Source organism: Actinokineospora alba (assembly GCF_004362515.1).
Taxonomy (GTDB): Bacteria; Actinomycetota; Actinomycetes; order Mycobacteriales; family Pseudonocardiaceae; genus Actinokineospora; species Actinokineospora alba.
Map to the genome: position 1 here is coordinate 5698418 of NZ_SNXU01000001.1, position 23724 is coordinate 5722141.

The 23724-nt window shown below is 69.9% G+C and carries 21 protein-coding genes; 10 read left to right on the forward strand and 11 right to left on the reverse strand.

Translation table 11 applies throughout. From position 1 onward, the window contains the following. Nucleotides 1-69: 69 nt before the first annotated feature. From C8E96_RS26050 to C8E96_RS26060, 3 genes are all read right to left on the reverse strand, one after another. Nucleotides 70-1677 carry a tryptophan halogenase family protein gene (locus C8E96_RS26050; RefSeq protein ID WP_091369530.1) on the reverse strand — a complete coding sequence of 536 codons (1608 nt, stop codon included), beginning with the start codon at nucleotides 1675-1677 and terminating at the stop codon, nucleotides 70-72. Between the two features lie 70 nt (nucleotides 1678-1747). Further along, a complete protein-coding gene (locus tag C8E96_RS26055; protein ID WP_091369532.1) occupies nucleotides 1748-2506 on the reverse strand; it encodes a tryptophan 2,3-dioxygenase family protein in 759 nt (252 codons plus the stop codon). 44 nt (nucleotides 2507-2550) lie between these two features. After that, complete coding sequence (locus C8E96_RS26060) at nucleotides 2551-4173, reverse strand: (2,3-dihydroxybenzoyl)adenylate synthase (protein WP_091369534.1); 1623 nt, start codon at nucleotides 4171-4173, stop codon at nucleotides 2551-2553. Between C8E96_RS26060 and C8E96_RS26065 the strand changes: the two genes are divergently transcribed. The 5 genes from C8E96_RS26065 to C8E96_RS26085 are packed head-to-tail and all read left to right on the forward strand — an operon-like array spanning nucleotide 4172 to nucleotide 8336. After that, nucleotides 4172-5137 (forward strand): thioesterase II family protein, encoded by a 966-nt coding sequence (locus C8E96_RS26065; RefSeq protein ID WP_091369536.1) that lies wholly within the window; start codon nucleotides 4172-4174, stop codon nucleotides 5135-5137. The two genes, C8E96_RS26060 and C8E96_RS26065, sit on opposite strands and share 2 nt — an antisense overlap. After that, nucleotides 5134-5880, forward strand: coding sequence for an SDR family NAD(P)-dependent oxidoreductase (locus C8E96_RS26070; RefSeq protein ID WP_091369537.1), 747 nt, complete (start codon nucleotides 5134-5136; stop codon nucleotides 5878-5880). The genes C8E96_RS26065 and C8E96_RS26070 overlap by 4 nt, the downstream gene beginning before the upstream one ends. 58 nt (nucleotides 5881-5938) lie before the next feature. Next, nucleotides 5939-7171 (forward strand): pyridoxal phosphate-dependent aminotransferase, encoded by a 1233-nt coding sequence (locus C8E96_RS26075; protein ID WP_091369539.1) that lies wholly within the window; start codon nucleotides 5939-5941, stop codon nucleotides 7169-7171. Nucleotides 7172-7199: 28 nt separating this feature from the next. Beyond that, nucleotides 7200-7757, forward strand: coding sequence for a flavin reductase family protein (locus C8E96_RS26080; protein WP_091370155.1), 558 nt, complete (start codon nucleotides 7200-7202; stop codon nucleotides 7755-7757). A 54-nt stretch (nucleotides 7758-7811) separates the two neighbouring features. Beyond that, entirely contained in the window at nucleotides 7812-8336 is a 525-nt protein-coding gene (locus tag C8E96_RS26085; protein WP_091369541.1) for a winged helix-turn-helix transcriptional regulator, read from the forward strand. A 12-nt stretch (nucleotides 8337-8348) separates the two neighbouring features. Here C8E96_RS26085 and C8E96_RS26090 read toward each other — a convergent pair whose 3' ends face one another. Together C8E96_RS26090 and C8E96_RS26095 are read right to left on the reverse strand one after the other, a co-directional pair. Continuing rightward, nucleotides 8349-10313, reverse strand: a complete 1965-nt coding sequence (locus C8E96_RS26090) for a multicopper oxidase family protein (RefSeq protein ID WP_091369543.1) — start codon at nucleotides 10311-10313, stop codon at nucleotides 8349-8351. Continuing rightward, nucleotides 10310-10729, reverse strand: coding sequence for a DUF6220 domain-containing protein (locus C8E96_RS26095; RefSeq protein WP_091369546.1), 420 nt, complete (start codon nucleotides 10727-10729; stop codon nucleotides 10310-10312). Before C8E96_RS26095 ends, C8E96_RS26090 begins: the two co-directional genes overlap by 4 nt. Before the next feature lie 163 nt (nucleotides 10730-10892). Here C8E96_RS26095 and C8E96_RS26100 point away from each other — a divergent pair, with 163 nt between their 5' ends. From C8E96_RS26100 to C8E96_RS26115, 4 genes are all read left to right on the forward strand, one after another. After that, a complete protein-coding gene (locus C8E96_RS26100; protein ID WP_228769626.1) occupies nucleotides 10893-12113 on the forward strand; it encodes a sensor histidine kinase in 1221 nt (406 codons plus the stop codon). Beyond that, nucleotides 12110-12787, forward strand: coding sequence for a response regulator transcription factor (locus C8E96_RS26105; RefSeq protein ID WP_091369548.1), 678 nt, complete (start codon nucleotides 12110-12112; stop codon nucleotides 12785-12787). The genes C8E96_RS26100 and C8E96_RS26105 overlap by 4 nt, the downstream gene beginning before the upstream one ends. A gap of 91 nt (nucleotides 12788-12878) precedes the next feature. Then, nucleotides 12879-14090, forward strand: a complete 1212-nt coding sequence (locus C8E96_RS26110) for a cytochrome P450 (protein ID WP_091369551.1) — start codon at nucleotides 12879-12881, stop codon at nucleotides 14088-14090. Nucleotides 14091-14163: 73 nt separating this feature from the next. Further along, a complete protein-coding gene (locus tag C8E96_RS26115) occupies nucleotides 14164-15738 on the forward strand; it encodes a flavin-containing monooxygenase (RefSeq protein ID WP_166658126.1) in 1575 nt (524 codons plus the stop codon). 72 nt (nucleotides 15739-15810) lie between these two features. On the opposite strand, the gene C8E96_RS26120 is transcribed toward C8E96_RS26115, so the two are convergent. From C8E96_RS26120 to C8E96_RS26140, 5 genes are all read right to left on the reverse strand, one after another. Further along, a complete protein-coding gene (locus C8E96_RS26120; RefSeq protein ID WP_228769627.1) occupies nucleotides 15811-17574 on the reverse strand; it encodes a non-ribosomal peptide synthetase in 1764 nt (587 codons plus the stop codon). A 128-nt stretch (nucleotides 17575-17702) separates the two neighbouring features. After that, nucleotides 17703-18203 carry a winged helix-turn-helix domain-containing protein gene (locus C8E96_RS26125; RefSeq protein WP_091369555.1) on the reverse strand — a complete coding sequence of 167 codons (501 nt, stop codon included), beginning with the start codon at nucleotides 18201-18203 and terminating at the stop codon, nucleotides 17703-17705. Between the two features lie 147 nt (nucleotides 18204-18350). Further along, nucleotides 18351-19790 carry a cation:proton antiporter gene (locus C8E96_RS26130; RefSeq protein WP_091369557.1) on the reverse strand — a complete coding sequence of 480 codons (1440 nt, stop codon included), beginning with the start codon at nucleotides 19788-19790 and terminating at the stop codon, nucleotides 18351-18353. Further along, nucleotides 19787-20017 carry an MbtH family protein gene (locus C8E96_RS26135; RefSeq protein ID WP_091369559.1) on the reverse strand — a complete coding sequence of 77 codons (231 nt, stop codon included), beginning with the start codon at nucleotides 20015-20017 and terminating at the stop codon, nucleotides 19787-19789. The genes C8E96_RS26130 and C8E96_RS26135 overlap by 4 nt, the downstream gene beginning before the upstream one ends. A 304-nt stretch (nucleotides 20018-20321) precedes the next feature. Beyond that, nucleotides 20322-22049: a fatty acyl-AMP ligase gene (locus C8E96_RS26140; protein ID WP_091369562.1), complete on the reverse strand. Its 1728-nt coding sequence runs from the start codon at nucleotides 22047-22049 to the stop codon at nucleotides 20322-20324. Nucleotides 22050-22487: 438 nt separating this feature from the next. Between C8E96_RS26140 and C8E96_RS26145 the strand changes: the two genes are divergently transcribed. Continuing rightward, complete coding sequence (locus tag C8E96_RS26145) at nucleotides 22488-22688, forward strand: hypothetical protein (RefSeq protein ID WP_324187066.1); 201 nt, start codon at nucleotides 22488-22490, stop codon at nucleotides 22686-22688. Nucleotides 22689-22748: 60 nt separating this feature from the next. Here C8E96_RS26145 and C8E96_RS26150 read toward each other — a convergent pair whose 3' ends face one another. Next, the gene (locus tag C8E96_RS26150) at nucleotides 22749-23702 is read right to left on the reverse strand and encodes a carbohydrate ABC transporter permease (protein ID WP_228769628.1); all 954 of its coding nucleotides are present in this window, start codon (nucleotides 23700-23702) and stop codon (nucleotides 22749-22751) included. Nucleotides 23703-23724 lie beyond the last annotated feature (22 nt).

Below are 23724 nucleotides of genomic sequence, written 5' to 3' on the forward strand. Positions count from 1 at the left end.
CATCGGCCGGTCGTGGGCCGGGGGCCGGATCCGGCGGCTGCGATCCGGCCCCGGCGAACACACGCGGGGCTACTTGGCGTTGGCGCGCATGGCGGCGAAGAACTCGTTCTGGCTCGGCAGTTCCTGAACCAGCTTGTCCGCCTTGAGCCGAATGCGGTCGAACTCGACCTGCGCGGCGGTCGGGTCGGCCAGGTCCAGCGCCGGAGAGTGCTTGACCTCGATGCCGCCCGCGCCGAGCAGGATGCAGTTGTAGGAGTATGGCGGCAGACCGTGGTAGTACGGGTAGACCGACTCCGAGTCCGGCACCTTGTGCTTCCAGATCTCGATGCGCTCGGCGAGCGCGTCCGGGATCTTGCGGGTCTTGGTGTCCTTCCAGTACTGGTTGTCGGCCCGCTTCGCGCCGACGTAGTGCAGACACAGGAACTCGCGGACACCCTCCATCACGTGCTCGATCGAGCGGTTGAACGCGTCGCGGCGCACGTCGTCGTCGCGACCGCCCGGGAAGTACCGGACGATCTGCTCGATGGCGTGGTGGATGAAGAAGATGCCGGTCGACTCCAGGGGCTCGACGAAGCCCGCGGCCAGGCCGATCCCGACGACGTTCTTCACCCAGGAGCGCTCACTGCGGCCGATGCGCATCTTGATGTGGTTGGCCGGGATGTCCGCGGCCTCGGGGCCGACGAACTCGCGCAGGGTCTTCTCGGCGTCCTCGGCCGAGAGGTACTCGTCGGCGTAGACGTAGCCGGTGCCGATGCGGCTGATCAGCGGGATCGTCCAGATCCAGCCCGCGTCCTGGGCGGTCGCAGTGGTGCACGGGCGGATCGCCTTGCGCTCCATGTCCATCGGGACCTGCAGGGCGACCGCGCTGTTGTTGGGCAGGGTGTCCTGGAAGGACACGAACGGCTCGCCGAGGGCCTGCTTCAGCAGCAGCGCGCGGAAGCCGGTGCAGTCGATGTAGAGGTCGCCGGACAGCCGCCCGTTCTCGGCGGTGTCCACGTGCGAGACGAAGCCCTGCTCGTCGAGCGCGACATCGACGACGTTGTCGGTGATGTGCTTGACGCCGCGGTCGGTGCCGTACTTCGTCAAGAACTTCGCCAGCAGGTGGGCCTCGAAGTGGTACGCGTACGGGAACTGCGCGCCCTGGTACTCGGCGATGTTCGACCGCGCCGACTGGCCGCCGCCGACATTCTCGAACACGCCCTGGGCCAGCGGCGTGCCGTCCGCGTAGCGGGGTGAGCGCTCGGCGTCGCACAGCGCGGCCATGACGAAGCAGTCGCGGTCGAACCGGCTCGACTGCGGCATCCGCAGCCACCAGTCGCTCAACGGGAAGCCGTCGACCGACCCGAGCTGCTCGAACGGGTGGTAGAAGTGGTGACCGGGTTCGCGCCAGTCCTCGAACCGCACCCCGAGCTTGTAGGTGGCGTTGCAGGCGGGCATCCAGTCCGACTCCTCCAGCCGGAGGAACTCGAAGAAGTGCCGGATGTCGCTGAAGGTCGCCTCACCGACCCCGATGGAGCCGATGTGGGCCGACTCCACGACGGTGACGTCGATCCGGTCGCCGAAGGCGGCCTTGAGGTAGGCGGCGGTCATCCAGCCTGCCGTGCCGCCACCGACGATGACGACGCTCTTGGTCTTGCCCGGGTCGGTCAGGTTGGCGGCAGCGCCACTTTTCGTCATTGCTGCGTTTCTCCTTAAACAGGTGCTCGCTTGGTGTGTTTGGTGAGCGCTTGGTGTGTGGTGAGGCGAGTCAGGCCCAGCCGCCGTCGCCCCGCACCGGGTCCTCGCCATCGCCGCTCTCGTGCTGCGGGAAGACCTCGGGGAACAACGTTCGTCTGGTCGATCGCCACAGGTACGCGGCGCCCGATGAGCCTGCCGTGCCCTGCGCACCGCCAAGGAGCTTTTCCGCCAGCTCGGCGTGCAGCGCCCGCCACGCCCGCACCGAGTCGTCGAGGTTCGACAACGCGGTGTGCACCCGCTCGACGAGGAAACCGGGTTCCACCGCGTCGGCGCCCACCCGCGCCCGGTACTCGACGAAGGCGCCGCCCAGGGACTTCTCATCCAGCCGCGCCACCAGCCTGGCCCGCTCACCGTCGTTGAGCCCCGAGATGTTCAGGAAACGGGGATCCCTTGCGCCGCAGAGGAATTCGATCTCGCGGTACTGGGCGGACTGGAATCCGCTGGAGGTCCCGAGCGTCGCCCGGATCTCGTCGAAGGACTGCGGGGTCAGGGTCATCAGCACGGCGAAGTGCTCGGCGACGACCCGCATCAGGTGGGGCAGCCGGTCGAGCAGCGCGACCGCGACGAGCCCGTCGTCGCGGGTGAGCGCGTCGCGTGCCTGCTCGAGGTGGCGCAGCACCACGGCGAACCAGATCTCACAGGACTGGTGCGCCGCGAAGAACAGCGTGCGGTCCGGCGTGTCGTGCACGCAGGCCAGTTCGAGGAACTCGTCGAGGTGGAGGATTTCCCCGTAGGCCGGAAGATGGCCTGTGGGTACCGGCTTGGTCATCGCGTAAGTCCCTTCTCACCAGCCGTCGCGGCACGGATGGGCGCTCAGCTGCCCTGCGGCTGCGTCAGGCTCGAGCGCAGCGCGTTCTTGTCGACCTTTCCGACCGGTGTGCGCGGGAGATCGGGCATGATGATCAACTCGTCCGGCAGCTTGTACGACGCTAGGCCGCGTCCGCGGATGTGCTCCCGGATCGTCCGCAGCGTCGGCGGCGGGCCGGTGTCGGCGTCGACGGCGAGCACCACGAAGACGCAGAGGCGCTCGTCGCGCCGCTCGTCGGGGACGCCGACCACGGCGGTGTCGCGGATCTGGGAGTGGGTCAGCACGTGGCTCTCCACTTCCTCGGCGGAGACCTTCTCCCCGAGGTGGTGGATGATGTCCTTGAGCCTGCCCTCGATGACGAGGTTGCCGTCGTCGGTCAGCTTGGCCAGGTCACCCGAGCGGTAGAAGCCATCCGGGGTGAACGAACGGCGGTTGACCTCGGGCGCGGCGAAGTAGCCGCGGATCGTGTACGGGCCGCGGGTCAGCAGCTCCCCGGTCACACCCGTGGGGACGTCGTTGCCCTCGGCGTCGACGACGCGGATCTCGTCGTCGGGGCAGATCGGCCTGCCCTCACAGGTGTAGACCAGCTCGATCGGGTCGCTGAGGCGGGTGGAGGTGATCAGGCCCTCGCCGATGCCGTAGACGTTCATCAGCCGGCAGCCCAGGCTCGTGCGGACCCGCTGGACCGCTGTGGCGCTGAACTTCGAGCTGCCGACCTGGATCACCATCGCGGTCATGTCGACAGGCATGGTCTGGGCGGCTTCAGCCCACAGCAGCGCCAAAGCGGGCACCAGCGCGGTGTGGGTGACGCCCTCGTTCGTGATCAGCGGGAACACCAGCTCCGGGCTGGGATTGCCCGCGAGCACGGCCTTCCCGCCGACAACCAGCGCGCCGAGCGCACCAGGGCAGCCGAGCGCGGCGTTGTGCGGGACGGGGTTCGCGGCGAGGTAGACGCTGTCCTCGGTGAACTCGACCACCGCCGCGCAGGCGAACATGTTGTAGGCGTAGTCGTCGTGGGTCCTGGGGATCAGCTTCGGCACGCCGGTGGTCCCGCCCGACAGCAGCAGCAGCGCCACTTCGGCGGCGTCGACCGGCGGCAGGTCATTGAGTTCGGACTTGGCCAGGTCGGCGAGGGCGGTGAACTCGGCGGCGTCACCGACGATCACGACGTGCTTGAGCTGCGGCGCGTCGGCCTGGACCTCGCGGGCCAGCGCGCGAAAGTCAAAGCCCTGAAACCGGTCGGGGCCGACGTAGCCCACGGCGCCCGAGGCGATCGCGAGCTGGGTGATCTCGTCGCGGCGGTGGCCGGGCAGGGCCATCACGGGAATCGCGCCGAGCCGGAACAGACCGACCATCGTGGTGAGGAACTCGATGACATTGGGCAGGTGCAGCATGACCCGGTCGCCCGGGCCCACGCCGAGCCCGGCCAGGCCGGCGGCGATCCGGTCGGCCTCGTCGAGGAGCTGGGTGTAGGTGACCCGACGGGTCGCGTCGACCGCGGCGATCTTGTCAGGATGGCGTTGGGCGCTCTCGGCGACGAGCTGCCCGATGGCGACGCCCTTCCAGTAGCCCGCGCCGCGGTAGCGCTCGGCGAGATCGGGTGGCCACGGCACGAACCCGTCCAGCATGTGTCCTCCTCGGTTGCGACACCCCCAGACTCGGTCAGACCGCCCCGAGGCCGCACCGAGCCCCGACAGAGCTTTGAAAGTTTGCGGCGAGTGGCCCAGGGCCGTCGTGACCCTCGTTCGTGTGAACCGCGCACGCACACGTGACCGAGGCTGGGTACGGGCCATCACCAGTCGGGAGGACCCAGCCGTTCGGCTTCTCTGTTTCCCGCATTCCGGTGGGTCGGCGGTGACCTTCCGCGGCTGGGCGGCGGCGCTGCCCGAGGACATCGGACTCTTCGCGGTGCAGTACCCCGGCCACGGGGACCGGATCGCCGAAGACCCCGCGGGCGGTGTCGCCGAAATGGCTTCCGGTGTCGCGGCGGAACTCCGCACGCTCGGCCCGGCGGACTGGGCGCTGTTCGGCCACAGCTTTGGTTCCCTGGTCGCCTACGAGACGGCGCGGGTATTGCAGGACGATGGCAGGTCGGCGCGGGCGCTGTTCGTCTCGGGCGCGCGCGCACCCCGGCACGCGGGCGGCGGGACCACCCACCACGGCTCCGACGACGACCTCTGGTCGGCCGTGCGTGAACTCGGGGGGATCGAGCCGGAGCTCGCTGACGACCCCGACCTGCGTGAGCTGCTGCTGCCGGTGTTGCGGTCGGACATCGCCCTGCACGAGACCTACGCGCCCGATCCGGACGCGCTGCCGCTGACGGTCCCGGTCCGCGCCTACCACTTCACCGAGGACCCGTTGGTCGACGCCGAGGCGGTGGCGAGGTGGGCGTCGGTGGCCCGCGGCGAGTTCAGCACGCGGTCGTGGCCGGGCGGCCACTTCGCGTTCGCCGAGAATCCGACGGAGCTGATCGCCGACATCTCCGAGATGACCGTTCGCCTCGCTTCCCGCGCCGACAACGCCAAGCACGCCGAGCACGCCGAGCACGCCGAGCACGCCGAGCACGCCAACAACACCGCGGCGGCGCGATGAGCCTCGCCGGGAAGTCGGTCGTGGTCACCGGCGCGGCCACCGGCATCGGCCGGGGCATCGCCGAGTGCCTGCTGAAGTCGGGCGCCCTCGTCACCGTCGTCGGTCGCCGCGAGGAGCCGCTGCGCGAACTGGCGGACCGCTACGGCGACGCCGTCGCGGTCGCTGCGCGCGATGTCCGCGCCGCTGGTGCGGCCGAGCAGATCGTCGCGACGGCGACCGACCGCTTCGGTGTGCTCGACGCGGTGGTGAACAACGCGGGCATGGCCCGCTTCGGCAAGCTCGACGTGGCCGACCCCGAGGACCTCGACGCGATGTTCGCCGTCAACGTCCGCGCGCCCGCCGAGCTGATCAGGTGCGCGCTGCCCGAGCTTCGGGCCCGCAACGGCAGCGTCGTCAACATCTCCTCGGTCGGCGGTGTGCTGTCCATGCCGGGCCGGGCCTACTACGGCGCGACCAAGGCGGCCCTCAACAGCCTCACCCGCTCACTGGCGCGCGAACTCGCGCCGGACGTCCGGGTGAACGCGATCCTCCCCGGGCCGGTGGACACCCCGATGTGGACGGCGACCGGCCTCGACGGCGCGGGCATCGACCGGCTGCGGGTGGAGCTGGTCGCGTCGACGCCCATGGGCCGCTTCGGCGAGGAGGCGGAGATCGGCCGCTGGGTCGGGCTGCTGCTCGACCCGGAACTGTCGGGCTGGGTCACCGGCGCGCTGATCCCCATCGACGGTGGCCGCACCGCATGACGAATCCCAAGCAGCCCTGCACGCAATCAGCCCTACCGGATCAGAAGGTGGTACCAGCGTGAGTCCAGACATCCTGTCCGCCGCGGGATCGATCCCCTCGTCGTGCCTGCACGGCATCTTCCGGGCGGCCGAGGCGCGGGAGCGGCAGACCGGCGAGGAGGTCGTCAAGCTGCACGTCGGCGAGCCGTACTACACCCCGACCGAAGACGTGGCCGATGCGTTCGTCGCCGCGGTCCGGCGGGGCGATACCCGCTACATGGGCATCGAAGGTCTCGTCGACCTGCGCGAGGCCATCGTCGAGAAGCTGCGCGACGACAACGGCATCGACACCGCGGCCTCACGGGTCCTGGTCACGCCGGGGTCCTGCCAGGGGTTGTTCTCGCTGCTGAAGACGCTCGCCGAACCCGGCGCCGAGATCCTGCTGCCGGAACTGCACTGGCCGGTGCACCTGCAGCAGGCCCTGCTCGCGGGCTTTCGGCCGGTGCTTTACCCACTCGGCAAGGACTTCCGGCCCGACCCCGAGGTGATCGCCGCCGCCGCGACCCCGCGCACCAAGGTGCTGCTGATCAACTCCCCCGCCAACCCGACGGGCGTCGTGCTCGACGCCGACGAGATCGGCGCCCTGCTCGCGCTGGCTCGCGGCCGCGGTTGGCACGTCATCAGCGACGAGGCCTACGAGCACTTCTGCTACGAGCGCGAGCACCTGTCGGTGGCCTCCCTCGAACGCGACCTGCCCGTCGATGAGCGCATCGTGCACAGCGTGTTCACCTTCTCGAAGAGCTTCGCCATGACCGGCTACCGCCTCGGCTACGTCGCGCTGGCCGACGACCGGGCCGCCGACGTGATGAAGGTCGTGCAGGAGGCCAACATCATCGGCACCTCGACCCCGGTGCAGCACGCGGGCATCGCCGCGCTGAAGAGCCGGGCCGACGCCGCGGCGACCAACCGCAAGGCGGTGCAGCGCAACCGGGACGTCGCGCTGCCCGCGCTCGCCGAGGCCGGGTTGCTGCGGGAGCTGCCCGCCGGTGGGTGGTACGCGATGCTGGACGTGGGCAAGACCGGGCTGGACGCGGAGACCTTCGCGATGCGCCTGCTGGAGAGCAAAGGCGTCGCCGTGGTGCCCGGCAACGGTTTCGCGATGCGCCCGACGCTCGACGACCAGGGCCGGATCGTCTCCCACGACTACGCGCCCTGGGCCAGGAGCCTGATCCGGATCGCCTTCTGCGTCGACCCCACGCAGCTCGAGACCGGGGTTCGGCTGCTGCTCGATTTCGTGGACGAATGCGTCTGACCGGCGGCCCGAAGAGGAGATGCAGACCATGCCGGATCCGGTGACCGCCACGGCCCCGTACACCCACGTCGACCCGGCGCAGTTCCGGTCCCTCATGACCACGCATCCGGCCGCGGTGGCCATCGTGACCACCTCCGGGCCGGACGGCGAGCCGTGGGGAATGACCTGCTCGTCAGTGTGCAGCGTGTCGCTGAAGCCGCCGACCCTGCTGGCGTGCCTGCGCGCGGAGAGCCCGACCCTGGCGGCGCTGCTCGAACGGACCGTGTTCGCGGTGAACCTGCTGCACGACCGGGCCGAACGGGCGGCGACGCTGTTCGCCTCCGGCGACGCGGACCGGTTCGACAAGATCACCTGGGTCCGGGACCCGGATACCGGTGTGCCGCAACTGGTCGAGGACGCCCACACGGTCGCGGCCTGCCTGGTCAGCGGCACGCTGTCGGTCGGAGACCACGTGGTGGTCTTCGGCGACGTCGTCGGCGTGACCACGCACGCCGACGACGAGCCAAGCCCACTGCTGTACGGGATGCGCCGGTACTGGTCGCTTAATGGCCCGAACCCGCCCGGCGCGGACACCGACCGAAAGTAGCGACCGGCCGAGTCCGACAACCCCCGCGTCCCCCCGAAACCGTTGGAGCGAAACATGACCGCCGACCTGACCGACACCCGGGACGGCGCGCGCCTGCCGGGTCCGAAGTCCCGTGTCCCCGACTGCCCGCTGGGGCGGGCCGTCGAGACGATCGGACACTGGTGGACGCTCGAGATCGCGCACGAGGTCTTCGACGGCCACACCCGGTTCACGGCGATCCAGCGCAACCTCACCACCGCACCCGACGTGCTGCGGGAGCGGCTCGGCGATCTTGTGGCCAAGGGCCTGCTGGAGGTCGTGGACACCGGCGCCGACGACACCGAATACCGGCTGACCGACCTCGGCCGTGCGCTGCGCCCGGTGCTGCTGGTCATGGCCGCGTTCGGGAACCACCGGCTGGCCGAGCAGGACCGTGCTGTCGTCCTGGTCGACGCCGAGTCGGGGGCGCCGGTGAACCCGGTCGTGGTGGACCAGGTCACCGGCGCGCCGGTGGACGCACCCGGCTTCGTCTTCGCCCAGGGTCCGCTGGCGGGCGAGGTGATCAGGGCGCGGTACCCGCGGATCCCGCGACTGGGGTGACACCCCCGCGGGTCAGTCGTGGTGGCCCGAGTGCCCACCGCCGAACGGGGAGACGACGCCGTCGTAGCGCAGGCGCAGCATCATGCCCTGGTCGACGTGCGGGAGGTTGTGGCAGTGGTTCATCCAGATGCCGGGGTTGCCGGCCTTGAACGCGACCTCCCACACCTCGCCCGGGCGCACGTCGAAGGTGTCGACCCACAGCGGGCTGCCCGACGCCGGGACACCGTCCCTGGACAGGACCAGCACGGGGTGGCCGTGCAGGTGCCAGGGATGGGTCTCCAGGCTCCGGTTCACCACGGTGAACCGCACGGTGTCGCCCTCGGCGACGAGCTGGTCCGGGATCGACGGGTGCCCTAGGCCGTTGACGGTCTGCGCGTAGGACGGCGAGCCGTCGACCATGGCCAGCCCTCGGCCCAACACCAGGGTGAAGTTCCGGTTCGCGGTCTCGTGGCGCAGGGCGACCGGGGCGGGTGTGCCGTATGCCAGCAGGTCGAGTTCCGGCCACGCCCGGGTGTCGGGCCCGGCGGCGGTGTCGTCGCGCCTGCCGCCCCTGGGCGACACCCACACCGTGGCCTTGCCCTCGTCGAGGCTGAGCACCACCGGCTCGGCAGGCATGGTGAACACGACGTCGTAGCGGCCGCCCGCGACCAGCCGCAGTATCTGCTCGCTGATCTCACCCGGCCCGTTGAGGTCGCGGCCGTCGACGGCGACGAGCGTGAACGGGGTGCCCGAGAGCGCGAACCGGTGCGGGTCGGAGTCGGTGTTGATCAGCCGCAGCCGGACCTTCGTGCCCGGCGCGGCGACGTGCTCGCCGCCGCCGGAGATCACGGTGGCACCATCGTCGAAGGTGTGCACGGCCAGCGGAAGATCTAGCGCCCCTCGGTCGTCCTCTTCGCGGGGCTTCACGATCAGGGTGCCGTAGAGGCCCCGGCGCACGTTGACGTGCGACGAGTGATGGGTGTGGTACCAGTAGGTCCCCACTTGGTCGGCGCGGAACCGGTAGACGAATTCGCCGCCGGGCCTGACCGTGTCCTGGGTGAGCCCTTCCGCGCCGTCCTGGGAGCACGGCACGTCGTAGCCATGCCAGTGCAGGGTCACGCCGTCGTCGATGTCCTGGTTGCGCAGCCTGACCTCGATGACGTCGCCCTGGGTCGCCGTGATCGGCGGGCCGGGCAGGGTGCCGTCGAAGGTGAGCGCGTCGATCTCGCGGCCGGATTCCAGTTTCACCATGGCCTTGCGCGCGGTCACGAGCTGGGTCCGCACGACACCACCGGGCGCCGGGTCTTGCAGGCCGCGCAGGTCGGCGATCGAGATGGTCGGCACCGAGGCCGGGCCGGGCCCGCCGCCCTGGGTCGTGCTCGCGCCGGAGGTCAGCGCCAAGCCGATCCCGGTGCCTGCGGCGCCGACCGCGACGACGCCTCCCGCGACGCCGAGGAACCGGCGTCGGTTGAGCTCCGCCGCGGTGGGTGCCCGCTCCTCGCTCTCGGGCTTGTTCTCCTCCGGGTTCGTCAGCACGCGCGCGGTCAGCATCGTGGCCGCGACGAGCGCCGCGACGGCGATCAGCGCGGTCGGGAGAGTCAGGGGGTAGCCGATGACGAACGCCACCACGAACGAGACCAGTGCCGCGAACGCGGCGGCGAACAGTGCGACGACCCCCGCGGTGGTGTCACCGGATCGAGTGGTTTCCCGCGACCGGGCGACGGCCCGCAGCCGGGGCCCGGCGAGCACCGCGGCCGCTACCGCCGCGACACCGAGAATCGGCAGCCCGAACAGCACCTTCTCCTCGACGAACCACCAGCCGCGGCCGGCCAGCGGCACGATCGCGACCATTCTGACCGCGGTCACGACCAACGCGACCACCAGCAAGAGGAAGGCGGGCTTGGACCGCGTCGCCGCGGTACCCGCGGCGGCGAACCACGCGATCACGGTGAGCACCGCGATCGCGTGGTCCAGGATGAGCAGGGTGCCGGTCGTCATGACGGGACAGCAGCCGGTTCCGCCGCCTTCCAGGCGGCCTGCCGGAACGTCCGCATCAGCGTGACGGTGATGCCCAAGATGATCACCCCGTTCACCGCGTGCAGACCGAAAATGTAGTTGCCCACGTCGGATCCGCCGTCGGCTATCGACTTCGAGACCTCGCGGATCAGGGACTGGGCGAGCACCAGCACGGCGAGCAGACCCGACATTCCGATCACCTTGCCGGGGAAGCGGGCGATGGCCGCGCCGATGGCGAGCAGGACCGCGCTGAGCAGGATGCCGTTGCCGAGGCCGCGGTGGAGCGCGAAGGACTCCTCCTTGGGCGCGCTGTCGAACGCGCCGGTGGCCGCTAGGTAGAACTGGACGAGGATGGCCGCGAGAAGCACGGTGGCCAGGATGCTGACTGCCTTCTTCATGCCGCGATCTTCTCGATACCGGAGGGTGTTCCGCCTCCGGTGTGGAGATGGAGTGGCTACGCCACCGTGCGTACGGGCCGAGGCTGCCGCTACGCCCGTCGTCGTACCGGAACGCGCCTGCGAACGGGAGCCCGGGCAACCGGGGATACCCTACGATCATGGTATGGATCCGCGGATGATGTCGCGACAGATCTCCGCGTGGTTGTCGCGGCGGCCTGCCTGGTTCCTTGACGTCGTGCTGGCGCTGTTTGTCACCGCCGTCCAACTCCAGAGCGCCGGCTACGCGATGGGCGCCGAACCGGTGTCCCGCCCGGTCAGCGACCTCGCCAACACCGGTTACGTCCTGCTCGCCATCAGCGGGCTCTCGGTGGCCGCCCGCCGCCGCCTGCCGGTCACGGTGTTCGCGATCACGTCGTTGGCCAGCCTGGTCTACTTCGCCCTCGGCTACCCCGACCGACTGGCCTGCCTTGCGCTGTTCATCGCCATCTACACCCTTGCCGCCCACGGCGGACGCAGGTCGCTGCTGATCGCGGGCGTCGGCACCGGGGTGACCTCCCTCGGCTGGCTCATCGCCGCGGCGGACATCAATCCACCCGCCGCGATCGGCTGGGTGTTCTTCCGCATCGGCGCGGCCGTGATCAGCATGACGCTCGGGGTGTCGATCCACTCCCGCCGGGTCATCGCGGCCGACGCGCAGCGGCGGGCGGAACTCGCCGAGCGGTCCCGCGAGGAGGAGGCCAGGGCGCGGGTCAACGCCGAGCGGCTGCGGATCGCCCGCGAGGTCCACGACACCGTCGCCAGCGCGATCGCCATCATCAACGTGCAGGCCGGGGTGACCGCCCACGTTCTCGACAAGCGGCCCGAACAGGCCCGCGAGGCGCTGAGCACCATCGAGGAGACCAGTTCACGGGCGCTGCGGGAGATGCGCGCCATCCTCGGGGTGCTGCGCGACGGCGACGACCGCGAGCCCTACCCCGGCCTCGACCAGATCCACGAGCTGACCACCAAGGCCCGCGACGCCGGGCTCGAGATCGCCCTGCGGCAGACCGAGCCGGAGACACCGCTGCCCAGCGCGGTCGGCAGCGCCGCCTACCGCATCGTCCAGGAGTCGATCACCAACGTGATCCGCCACGTCGGCCCGACCAAGGTCACGGTCGCGCTCGAACCGGGGGTCGACGCACTGCGGATCCGGGTCACCGACGACGGCGGCCGCGGCCCGCGCGTCGCCTCGGCCGTGGACGCGCCCACCTCGGGCCGCGGCATCGTCGGGATGCGGGAACGCTGCAGGTTGCTCGGCGGCGAGCTGGACGCGAAGTCCCGTCCAGGCGGCGGTTTCGAGGTCACCGCCCGGCTTCCCTTGGCCCCGGTCGGGTCCCGCCTGTGAACTCGAGTTCGCCGATCAAGGTGGTGCTGGCCGACGACGAACGGCTGGTGCGGTCCGGGTTCAAGGTGCTGCTGGACCTCGAGGACGACATCACCGTGGTCGGGGAGGCCACCAACGGCGCGGAGGCCGTGGAGCTGGCTCGCGCCACCCGCCCGGACGTCGTGCTCATGGACATCCGCATGCCGCGCCTCGACGGCATCCGCGCCACGGGGGAGATCGCTGAGACGGCCGGGCTGGAACAGGTCAAGGTCCTGATCCTGACCACGTACGACACCGACGAGAACGTGTTCGAGGCGCTGCAGGCCGGGGCGAGCGGCTTCCTCCTGAAGGACGCGGGCCCCGCCGAGCTGCTGCACGCCATCCGGGTGATCGCCGCGGGCGACGCGCTGCTCGCTCCCCGGATCACCCGGCGGCTGATCAGCCAGTTCACCGTCCAGCGGCGCGCCGCGAAGTCCGGGGCGGACCGGCTCGCGGTGCTGACCGACCGGGAACGCGAGGTGCTCGCCCTGGTCGGGCAGGGCATGAGCAACCACGAGATCGGCGCCACGCTCTTCCTCAGTCCGGCGACCGCCCGAACGCACGTCAGCCGCATCATGGGCAAGCTCGGCGGGCGGGACCGGGCGCAGCTGGTCGCGATCGCCTACCAGACCGGACTGAGCCACTTCAACGACTAGCGGGCCCGCCCGTCGAGTCGGCGGGGCCATCCGGGAAAGGAACCCGGAAGAGTTTGTTTGGCCCACCCTCGGTGGCTGCGACGATCGGCCAATGACTCACCCGGCTCTCGGCGTTCGTGCCCTGGACCTGGCCGCCCCGGCCACCTTCGTCGAGAACGACGTCCACGAGTTCTGGCGCGCCGTGCGCGCGGACAGTCCCGTGTTCTGGCATGAGCCGATGGGCCGGAACCCGGGTTTCTGGGTGGTTTCCCGCCATCAGGACATCCAGTCCCTGCTGCACCACGAGGCGCTGAGTTCCGCGCGGGGCAACGTTCTCGACGTCGTGCTGCGCGGCGACGACTCCGCGGGCGGGAGCATGGTGGCGGTGACCGACCCGCCGCGGCACCGCCCGCTGCGCAACCTGATCTGGAGCGCGTTCACCCCCCGCGTTCTCGGGTCCGTGGTCGAGAAGGTCCGGGAGCGCACCGGCGCCTTGATCACCAAGGTCGTCGAGCTGGACACCTTCGACTTCGCCACCGAGGTCGCCGAGCAGGTGCCGATGACCACGATCTGCGACCTGCTGTCCATCCCTGCCGCCGACCGCGCCGATCTGTTGCGGTGGAACAAGATGGCGCTGTCGTCCGACCACGCGGACAGCGACGAGTTCGAGGCGCTGGGCGCCCGCAATGAGATCGTCCTCTACTTCATGGAGCTGGCCGCGCTGCGCCGGGCGAGCCCGGGCGACGACGTCATCAGCACCCTCGCGGCCGCGCGGGTCGAAGGCGAACTCCTGACCGAGGCCGAGCTCGCGGTCAACTGCTACAGCCTGATCCTCGGCGGCGACGAGACCTCCCGAGTGTCGGCGATCAGCGCCGTGCTCGCCCTGATGGAGAACCCGGACCAGTGGGACGCGCTGCGCGACGGGACCGTGTCCTTCGAGTCGGCCGTGGAAGAGGTGCTGCGCTGGTCGTCGCCCGCGATGCATCTGGCCCGAACAGCCAAGGCGGACTTCACCATCGATGGCCACGAGGTCCGCGAGGGCGACATCGTCACCCTGTGGACCATCTCGGGCAACAACGACGAGGCGGTCTTCGATGAGCCACGCCGGTTCACCCTGTCGCGCTCGCCCAACAAGCACCTCTCGTTCGGCCACGGGCCCCACTTCTGCCTGGGCGCCTACCTCGGGCGCGCGGAGCTGAGCGCGCTGCTGCGGGCCCTGGTCGCCAAGGTCGGCCGGATGGAGCCGCGCGGCGCGCCCCGGCCGATCTACTCGAACTTCCTCAACGGCTACAAGAGTTTGCCGGTCCGTTTCCAGGGTCGCTGATCCGACCGGCGCGAACCTGCCGGTCGACCGGACACAGCCTGGGCGGATGCACCATCCATTACCAAGGGGGGCCATGAAAAAGAATGTCTGTGTGATCGGCGCGGGACCGTCCGGCCTGGTCGCGATCAAGGAACTGTTGGACGAAGGCCATTCGGTGACCTGTTTCGAACAGGCCTGCGAGCCCGGCGGCGTGTTCCGCGAGAACATCGGCAGCGACGAGGCGGGGGCCTACGAGTCGACGATGCTGACCATCTCGAACTACATGATGACGTTCTCCAGCTCCCCGCCGCCTGCGCACGAGCCCCGCCAGTTCTGGTCGGCGGCAAGGTATCGGCGGTACCTGCTGGACTTCGCCGAGAGGTTCGACCTCGGCCGCACCATCCGGTACCAGACCGAAGTTCTGGGCATCGCGAAGAACAAGACGGGCGGCTACACCGTCGACGTCGCCTCCGCCGACGACCCGCGGGGCGTGGTCGCGCACCAGTTCGACGCGGTCGCCATTTCCACGGGCACGCACCGCGTCCCGAACTACGTCGACCTGCCCGGCCAGGAGGAGTTCGAGGGCGAGATCCTCCACTCGGCCCACTACCGCAACAACACCCCTTTCGAGGGCAGGAAGGTGCTCTGCGTCGGCATCGGCGAGACGGCGGCCGACGTCGTCGACGAGATCGCCCGCGTCGCGGCGAGCTGCACGCTGTCGGTGCGCCGCTTCCAGCCCGTTGTGGAGCGCTACCCCGGCGGCGGCCCGCACACCAACGACGCCTTCACCTCGCAGTTGCTGCGCTCGGTGCCGCTGGCGATCGCCAACCCGGTGATGCGGTTCGGCAACAAGCGCAACCGGACGAAGGCCGACAACCCCGTCAGCCGGGCGGTGGCCGAGTGGAACTCGAAGAATCCCGCCTTCTTCAACCACTTCCTGACCAAGAACGAAGGCTTCATCCACCGGATCGTCGACGGCAAGCTGACCGTGAACGCCTCGGGCATCGAACGACTGGGCAAGGACTACGTCCAGTTCAAGGACGGCACCCGCCGACCCATCGACACCATCATGCTGAACACCGGATACCGCGAGGACTTCAACATCCTCAAGGACATCGACGCGAGCGACGTGCGCACGATGTACAAGCACATGATCCACCCGGACCTCGGCGCGGGCGTGGTGTTCATCGGCTGGGCTCGGCCCGCCGCGGGCGGGGTGCCCGCCTGCTCGGAGATGCAGGCCCGCTACTTCGCCCTGCTGCTCAGCGGCAAGCGGGAGCTGCCGGACCGCTACCAGCTGAGGAAGCTGATCGACCGGCAGTCGTCCTTCGAGAACACCGTGTTCCACGGCAACCCGAACCTGCGCACCCTGGTGCACTACAACCACTACATGCTCGACTTCGCGAAAGTGCTCGGGTGCTCGCCATGGCGTGCCGCCGCCTTCAAGAACCCCCGCCTGGTCTACCGCCTGTTCGCGGGTTCCCAGATGCCCACCGTGTTCCGCCTGTTCGGCCCGCACGCCGACTTCGACGCCGCGCGGCGCTCGATCATGAGCGTGCCGGTGGCGTTCAAGCCGCGGATGGTGATCGGCGTACTGGCCGTCATCGCGGTGTCCCGGGCACTGATCGCCCTGCGCCTGATGAAGCCGGACCCCGTCTACGGCGGCTGATCGGCGCGGCCCGTGCCCCGCGCCCGGTGATCCGGGTGCGGGGCCCGGGCCTGTGACCAAGCGCCCGACGGCCTATCCCTGGCCCTGCTTGGCGTCCTGCATGACCCTGGCCAGGTCGGCCAGGCTTTCCGCCTCGAACAGCGACCGCATCGGCACGACCACCCCGTGCTCCTTGCGCATGCGGCCCGCCAGCTTCGCGGCCAGCACCGAGTGGCCCCCGAGGTCGAAGAAATTGTCCCGCGGGGTCGCCGACGCGATGTTCAGCGTGTCCATCACCATGGCGATGAGGAGCTGCTCGAAGGAACCGTCCGCGGGCGCCGCCGCCCCGCTCCTGACCGGCGTCGCCCGCTCGGTCAACGCCGAGCGGTCGATCTTGCCGTTGAGCAGGGTCGGGAACTCGTCCACCACGACGATCGACGGAACCATGTGCTCGGGCAAGGCCTGGCGGGCGTGCTCGCGCAGGTCTGCCACCAAGGCATCCGCGTCAGTCGTCTCGTGCCGGGCCGTGGGTTTGACGTAGGCGACGATGTACTCGGTCGAGGCGTCCTGCCCACCGACCACCGCCGCGACGAGTTCCACGGCGGGGTGGCTCTCCAGCCGCGTCTCGATCTCGCCGAGTTCGACCCGGAAACCGCGCACCTTGACCTGGTTGTCGACGCGGCCGGTGAAGTAGAGCTCGCCGTCGGCGTCGCGCCTTCCCTTGTCGCCCGACCGGTACATCCGGCTGCCCGGCGGCCCGAACGGGTTCGCGACGAAGCGGCTCGCGGTGAGGCTCGGCCGGTTGAGGTAGCCGCGGGCCAACCCGCTGCCCGCCAGATAGAACTCGCCTTCCTGGCCCTCGCCGCATTCGCCGAGCTTCTCGTCGAGAACGTGGACCGCCGCTCCGTCCCAGGGCGTCCCGATCGTGACCTCCTCCTGGACGCCCTCGATCGGGCCGCCGATGGAGGCGCCGACAGTCACCTCGGTCGGGCCGTAGCCGTTGAGCAGCCGCCTGCCCTTGGACCATTCCGCGGCCAGCGACCTGGTGCACACGTCGCCGGTGGAGGTGATCGTCCCGTCGACCAGGAGACCTTCGCTCTCGGTGATCCCGAGCGCCACCGGCGGAAGCACGGCGTGCTTGACGTCGTGGCGCAGCATCGTCTCGCGCAGCGCCTCCCCCGGCAGCAGCTCGTGCTGCTCGGCCATGGCGAGGGTGCCGCCCTGCAGCAGGGCCAGGGCGAAGTCCCAGAACCACGCGTCGAAGCTGAACGACGCCCACTGCAGCACCCGCTCACCGGCACCGATCCCGTAGCGCTTCGCCTGGGTCGAGACCAGGTCGGCGACACCGTCGTGGGTCAGCGCGACGCCCTTGGGCACGCCGGTCGAGCCGGAGGTGTAGATGACGTACATCAGGTGGTCGCGGGACAGCGGCGCGCGGCGTTCGGCGTCGGTGACATCGCCGTCCCGCTCCCCCGCCACGGCGGCGTCGAGCGCCGGGTCGTCCACCACCAGCTCGGGCACGTCGAGGTCGAGCGAGGTGACGAGATCCGTGCGCAGCAGCAGGATCGGCTTGGCGTCGACGACCATGTGGGTGAGCCGGTCGGCCGGGTAGGTCGGGTCCAGCGGCAGGTACGCCCCACCTGCCTTCAGCACGGCCAGAACCGCCACAATCAGCCGGGTCGAGCGGGGAACCGCGATCGCGACCAGCGCGTCCGGCCCGACGCCCGCGGCGATCAGCCGCCGGGCGAGCCGGTTCGCGCGCGCGTTGAGTTCCGTGTAGCTGACGGCGGTGTCACCGAAGACGACCGCCGTGGTGTCGCCGGACCTGGCGACTATGGACTCGAAAATTTCAGGCACCGTTCGCAAATCGCCCGCCTCCGACTGTGCATGCGTCATGATCATTTGGATTCCGACTGTGAAAGATCTCTTTCAGCCGCGGCCCGGCCGGCCGAGAAGTCCGCGACACTGGAACCGTCCGGTGGCAGCTACAAGGGTTCGACGACAAACCCCCGACCCCACACGTTGCGCACCCCGAGCCCGACGAGCTGCAGCCTGCGCCGCAGTCGCATGACGTGCAGGTCGAGCGCGTTGCTCGACGAGCTGGCACCGGACTGTTCGAGGATCTCCCGCAGCTCGTCGCGGTATACGAGCCTGCAGAAGCGGGAGATCAGCGGGGCCAACATCTCGCACTGGGTCAGGGACAAGGTGACCGACGCGTCCCTGAAGTAGAGGATGCCCGCGGGGTCGAGCACCGGCTTGGTGTTGAGCACCGCCCGCGCCGCGAGTTGGCGGACCCTGGCCTGCAGGTCCTGCGGCACGATGGGCGGGCGCACCCAGTCCTCGTTGGGACTCAGGTCCTCCGGCGGTGGCGCGCCGTGCTCGACGATGAGCAGGCACAGGTGACGCAACGCGGTGCATTCCTCGCGGAGATCGCTCTCCGCGGGCCAGCGGACGAATTTGACGCGGTTCTTGACATCCAGCTTCACAGGACCCCCCGGAACTCCGTGCGTTGTCGCTGTCAATTGCCTTGTGGCTGTTGAGAAGCGGGCATCTCATGGCGGTGTCGGGACGCCAGGTCCCGTGCACACAGGTGATCCGCCCAGTTCGCCCGCGCGGGCCGCTCGCCGACATCGTCAGTCCCTGACGGTGTCGCCCTTCCTCGCGGTGCGCGTCCTCGGCGCGGCGAGGGTGTCGTCCGGTGCCCGGTTCAGCGACCGGCGCACCAGGGGCCCGGTCAGTGCCGTGGTGATCACCGCGACCATGACCATGATCGTGTAGGCGAGTTGGTTGATCAGGTCGGCTTCGTAGCCGATGGTCAGCACCACGACCTCCGTCACCCCGCGGCAGTTCATCAGGACGCCGAAGCACCACGCCTCCCGGGCGGGCAGGCCGGCCAGCCGCACCGCGCCGCCCGCGCCGATCACCTTGGTCGCCACCGCGGCGACGAGGACCGCGGCGAGCACCAGCCAGGCTGTCGGGTCCGTGCCCAGGAGCCCGACCGACATCTTGAGTCCGACCCCGGCGAAGAAGAGGGGCAGCAGGATGATCAGCGTGAAGCCCTCCAGCTTGCGGCCGATCTCCTCCACGGCGGGTGAATCCCTCGGCACCGCGACGCCGAACAGGAACGCGCCCACCACCGCGTGCAGCTGGATGGTCTGGGTCAGCACGGAATAGCCGATCGCCCCCGCGACCAACACGATCGTCAGGAACGGGCTCGACCCGAGGCGTCGCACGAGCATCGCCAGCAGCGGCCGCACGCACAGCGCGGTCACGAGCACCAGCACGAACGCGAGCACCAGGATCTCGACGCCGTGCCCGCCGCTGCCCGACCCGGCCAGCAGGAAAGCCAGCCCGACCCAGAGCACGCCGTCACCGATGGCCGCGGCCGAGATCGAGAGCACGCCGATGCTGGACTTCTCCAGTTTCAGGTCGGTGAGGATGCGCGCCAGCACGGGCAGCGCCGTCACCGCCATGGCCAGTCCGACGAACAGCATCGCCTGCAGCGGGGTAGCCTTGTCGCCGGCGAGCAGGTCGCCGGTCACGTACACGATCCCCATGCCCGCCAGCAGGGGCAGGGCCATGCCGCCGAACACCGACCCCGCGACCATGCCCTTGCGGGCGATCCGGTCCGTGCGCAACTCGCAGCCCAGCAGGAAAACGAAGATGACCAGCCCCAGCTGCGCGGCCTTGTCGAGCTGTTCGACCACCGGCTGCTGGAACAGGAACGCGCTGCCTTGCGGCCAGGTCAGGCCCAGCAGCGAGGGACCGAGCAGAAGGCCGCCGACCATCTCGCCGAGCACCGGCGGCTGGCCGACCCGGCGGGCGAGCGCCGCCAGCAGCTGGCAGGTGACCAGGATGACGGCGACCGCGATGAGGAAGTGGGTGACCGCGTCGACGGCATGGGAGCCGAACACGCCCCACAGCGGCGTCGACGCCCCCAGGGCGGCGAGCCCCGCGATCACTCCGAGCACCGTGCGCGCGCGGCCGGACGGCGGCCTGTCCACCGTGCGGCCCGCGCCGGGTAACCGCGGCTGCTTGGCCTGCTCGACCAGCAGTTCGTTGCGCGCGCTCATGCCGGCGACCTGCCTGCCTGCCCGGCCATCGCGTCCCGCAGGCTCTTGGGCCGCTGGTCGGTCCAGGTCTGGTCGATGTAGTCGGCGATCTCCCGGGCCGATGCCGGGCCGTGCGCGACCCGCCAGCCCTGCGGGACAGTCAGGTCGGCGGGCCAGAGCGAGTACTGCTCCTCGTCGTTGACCAGTGCCAGACAGTCCCGGCTGTCGTCCTCGAACGGATTGGACATGCGCTTCTACCTTTTCCTGTTTGTTTGCTTAGGATCCGGAAAGCACGCGGACGGAATCGCCGACGCTGACCTATTCCCGCTCCCCCGCCACGGCCGCATTCATGTCGATCCTTTGCATATCCATCGACCGCGCAGCGGCGATCCGCGTCGACGATATCGACCGTACCAGCGCCACCCACCCGGACAACAGATTAGGTTCACATACCTGGCCATGCGTTTCACATATCGTGGACGGAGCAATAAATACCGTACCGCCGCCGCGACTCAGCGCGTCGCCGCGAACCGGAATGGAGAATTAATACCGTTATTCCCGCAGGGATTCGGGCACCGACGGCTCGTAATCGACATACCACGCGTTCAGGGCGCGCTCCAGGAACAATCTCCGCATCGCCGTGCGCTGGATCTTGCCCGCCGCGGTGCGCGGAATGCCGTTGCGCCGGTAGAAGGCCACGACCGAGGGGCGGACCCTGAACTCGTCGGCGACATCCGCCTTGATCCGGGACGACAGCTCACGGAGGCACTCGTCGCCGCGCCGACCGGTGATCTCGTGGGTGGCGACCAGCATCGGGTCGGTCCCGGTCTCGGCGTCCGAGACGGTGAACACCGCGCCGATCAGGGCGGTCTCGGTGTATCCCGACCGCATCCGCCCTTCGACCTCCTGGGGTGTGAACATCCGCCCCTCCAGTCGCAGCATCTCGTCCACCCGCCCGACGACGTACAGCTCGCCCTCGTGCAGGGTGCCGAGGTCGCCGCTGCGGATGAAGCCGGCGGGGGTGAAGGTGCTGGCGGTCGCGGCGCCGTCGCGCCAGTAGCCGCGGGCGGCGCTCGGACCGCGCAACCAGATCTCGCCCAGGGCACCGGGGGGCGACACCTCCCCTGTTCGCGGGTCGGCGACGCGGATCTCGAAATCGCTCGGCGTCCCCGAACTCAGCAGGTCGACACCCGACGCCGCGGGGACGAACCGGCCGTGTTCCAGTTCGTGGGGGTCGACCTTGGTGATCACGGCGGAGCGGAACGCGTCACCCGCCACGAAGGCTGTCGCCTCCGCCAAGCCGTAGCACGGGCTCAGCACGTCGGCCCGGAGCCCGGCCGGTGCGAACCGCTTGACGAAGGCGTCCACTGTGGACGCGTGGAGCGGCTCGGCGCCGATGGCGGCGAACCGCCACCGCGACAGGTCAAGGCAGGCCACCTCGTCGTCGGTGACCCGCCCGAGGCAGATCTCGAAGGCGAAGCCGGGCGCGGCGGTGGCGGTGAGGTCGAACTTGTCGATCATCCGCAGCCACTGGTACGGCCGCTTCAAGAACGCCGAGGGGCGCATCACCACGGCGGTGGCGCCGACCACGAGGGCAGGCAGCAACTGGCCCAGGAGGCCCATTGCGTGGTGGTGCGGCAGCCAGCCGCCCACCCGCCAACCGGGGGCCAGACCGGAGGCGGCGCACTGGTTCTCCACGTTGCGCAGGATGTTGTCGTGGGTGAGCGCCACTCCCTTGGGTGCCCCGGTGGCGCCCGAGGTGTAATTGATCATCGCGAGGGTCTCGCGGTCGGCCTCCACGGGTGTCCACGAGCTTGCGTCGGCGAGTTCGCCAGAGTTCGTGGCGAGCACGGGAATGTCTGCGTGCCCCTCCTCCTTGGCCCACTCGGTCACCGCGGCCAGGTTGTCGAGGTCGGTCAGGATCGCCGAAATCCCGGCGTTCGCCGCGATGGCGCGCAGGCGCGCTCGCTCCTGCCGATACCGGCCGGGCAGCGGTGCGGGCACCGCGACCGTCCCGGCGTACAGGCAGCCGACGAGGGCGGCGGCGAAGTCGAGTCCGGTCGGGTACAGGAGCAGGACGCGCTCACCCACGGGGACGCGGGCGCTCAGCCAGGCGGCGGACTTCCTCGCCTCGGTGTCCAACCGGGCGTAGGACCACTGGCGCGCACCGTCGGCCGCTTCCACATCGTCGACGAAGACCACCGCAGTGCGCTCCGGCGCCAAACGAATGTTTTCCCGAAGCACCGCGGCGACGCTCGCGGCGGAGCCCAATTCGACCACGAACCCTCGTCTCCCAGGCCTAGTCCATCAATCGAAAGATTGTCCCAGAATCACAAGAACAAGCTTTACGCCCTATGTGCGCAAATGCCGTGAATACGCGCGGACATAATCCCAGTGCCGCTTGATTCGATTCGACGCTAGCACGGGCAGGGGGCGGTGACCCGCCGGTCGACCACAGTGGTGAGGATCGCCCGGGCGGGTATTAGGAACTCATCAGTCGGGGGTTTCAGCCACAGATTTCGCTGGGACAAAAGGAGACACACGGAACATGACCCCATTTCACGTCGCGGTGGGGACACGCTCACGGCTGAGGAGGCGCGCGCCGACCCTGTGCCGGGCGCCGGCGGTCGACGGGCCGGTTGACGACGAGATCGTGGACCGGTTCGTCCTCCCGCTGCGCCGCGCATCTCGGCCGCGCTTCTGTTCGCCGGGAGTTTCGTGCCCCGCACCATGTTCGAGGAGGCGCGGCAGGTCACCATTCCGCTGCAGGTCCTGCTGCACTGGGACGACGAGGGAACGACCGGCAACTGGCCCTGTTCTCGATGCCTTGGACGCCAAGAGAAGACGCTGCAGGCCAACCTGGGCGGGCACACAGGCGTGCCGCGGTTCGAGGGGTTCTTCGCCCGGCACCTGAAGTGAGGCAGCCGGATATTTGTCGGAACGGCGGCGCACAGCTCGGCTCAGTGCCCGGTCGCAGGATCAGGCCCGGGTTCGCTGACGGGCGGCGAGACGCGCTGCGAGCCACAGCGGGAGTGCCGCGGCGATGCCGGTGAGCACGAGCAGGGTGACGGACAGCGTGCTCGCGTAGCCGAGTTCGCCGTATTCGAACGCCCGGCGGTAGATCAGCAGCGGTGCGGTAAGGGTGGCGTTTACCGGGCCGCCGTCGGTCACCAGCATCGCGGGCACGAACGCGTTCTGCACGACGACCACGATGTCGCGGACCGCGAGGACCAGCACGATGGGTGCCATGAGCGGCAGCGTCACCCGGGTCATCGCGAACCAGGCGGAACCGCCTTCGACCTCGATGGCCTCGTAGAGCCGGCTGGGGATCGCCGCCCGCGCGGCCAGGGCGACGATGAACGCCTCCCCCACCTGGAAGGCCATGACCAGCACCAAACCCGCGCGTGCGCCCCACGGCGTCGTGAGAAACCCCGGGTCCGGCACGCCGAGCGCGCCGAGAACCGCGGGCAGCGGGCCGTAAAGCGGGTTGAGTATCCACAACCACAGCAACGCCCACGCCGCGTCCGGGATCGCGGACGGCAGGTACGCGGCGGCCCGGCCGATAGCGGTCCGGGCACCCCGGGGCTTTGCCAGCAGCAGTGCCGCGCCGACCGCGAGGAACAGCCGCAGCGGCACGACAATCACAGCGATGACCGCACTGACGCCGACGGCGTCCCAGAACGCGCTGTCACCCGCCAGGCGGACAACGTTGTCGGCGCCGGTGAACTCCGGGGCCCGGAAACCGAAGTAGTCGGTGAAGGCGAGCCCCGCGGCCATGGCGAGAGGGACGAGGACGAGCAGAAGCGACCCGATGAGATAGGGGACGGCGAGAGGCCATCGTCGGAGGCCCGCGCCCACGCCCCGCACGCGGGACAAGACAGTCGGGACGGCTCCCGTGCCCGTCCCGACGACGCCCTCCACGTGCCGCTTCACCGGCACGCACCGGTGCTGCGTG

What these genes read in the sequence shown, in the direction of transcription:
- C8E96_RS26050 (WP_091369530.1), bottom strand. Translation starts at nt 1,677, where the DNA reads ATGACGAAAAGTGGCGCTGCCGCCAACCTGACCGACCCGGGCAAGACC.
- C8E96_RS26055 (WP_091369532.1), bottom strand. Translation starts at nt 2,506, where the DNA reads ATGACCAAGCCGGTACCCACAGGCCATCTTCCGGCCTACGGGGAAATC.
- C8E96_RS26065 (WP_091369536.1), top strand. Translation starts at nt 4,172, where the DNA reads ATGTGTCCTCCTCGGTTGCGACACCCCCAGACTCGGTCAGACCGCCCC.
- C8E96_RS26060 (WP_091369534.1), bottom strand. Translation starts at nt 4,173, where the DNA reads ATGCTGGACGGGTTCGTGCCGTGGCCACCCGATCTCGCCGAGCGCTAC.
- C8E96_RS26070 (WP_091369537.1), top strand. Translation starts at nt 5,134, where the DNA reads ATGAGCCTCGCCGGGAAGTCGGTCGTGGTCACCGGCGCGGCCACCGGC.
- C8E96_RS26080 (WP_091370155.1), top strand. Translation starts at nt 7,200, where the DNA reads ATGCCGGATCCGGTGACCGCCACGGCCCCGTACACCCACGTCGACCCG.
- C8E96_RS26085 (WP_091369541.1), top strand. Translation starts at nt 7,812, where the DNA reads ATGACCGCCGACCTGACCGACACCCGGGACGGCGCGCGCCTGCCGGGT.
- C8E96_RS26090 (WP_091369543.1), bottom strand. Translation starts at nt 10,313, where the DNA reads ATGACGACCGGCACCCTGCTCATCCTGGACCACGCGATCGCGGTGCTC.
- C8E96_RS26095 (WP_091369546.1), bottom strand. Translation starts at nt 10,729, where the DNA reads ATGAAGAAGGCAGTCAGCATCCTGGCCACCGTGCTTCTCGCGGCCATC.
- C8E96_RS26100 (WP_228769626.1), top strand. Translation starts at nt 10,893, where the DNA reads ATGGATCCGCGGATGATGTCGCGACAGATCTCCGCGTGGTTGTCGCGG.
- C8E96_RS26110 (WP_091369551.1), top strand. Translation starts at nt 12,879, where the DNA reads ATGACTCACCCGGCTCTCGGCGTTCGTGCCCTGGACCTGGCCGCCCCG.
- C8E96_RS26115 (WP_166658126.1), top strand. Translation starts at nt 14,164, where the DNA reads ATGAAAAAGAATGTCTGTGTGATCGGCGCGGGACCGTCCGGCCTGGTC.
- C8E96_RS26130 (WP_091369557.1), bottom strand. Translation starts at nt 19,790, where the DNA reads ATGAGCGCGCGCAACGAACTGCTGGTCGAGCAGGCCAAGCAGCCGCGG.
- C8E96_RS26135 (WP_091369559.1), bottom strand. Translation starts at nt 20,017, where the DNA reads ATGTCCAATCCGTTCGAGGACGACAGCCGGGACTGTCTGGCACTGGTC.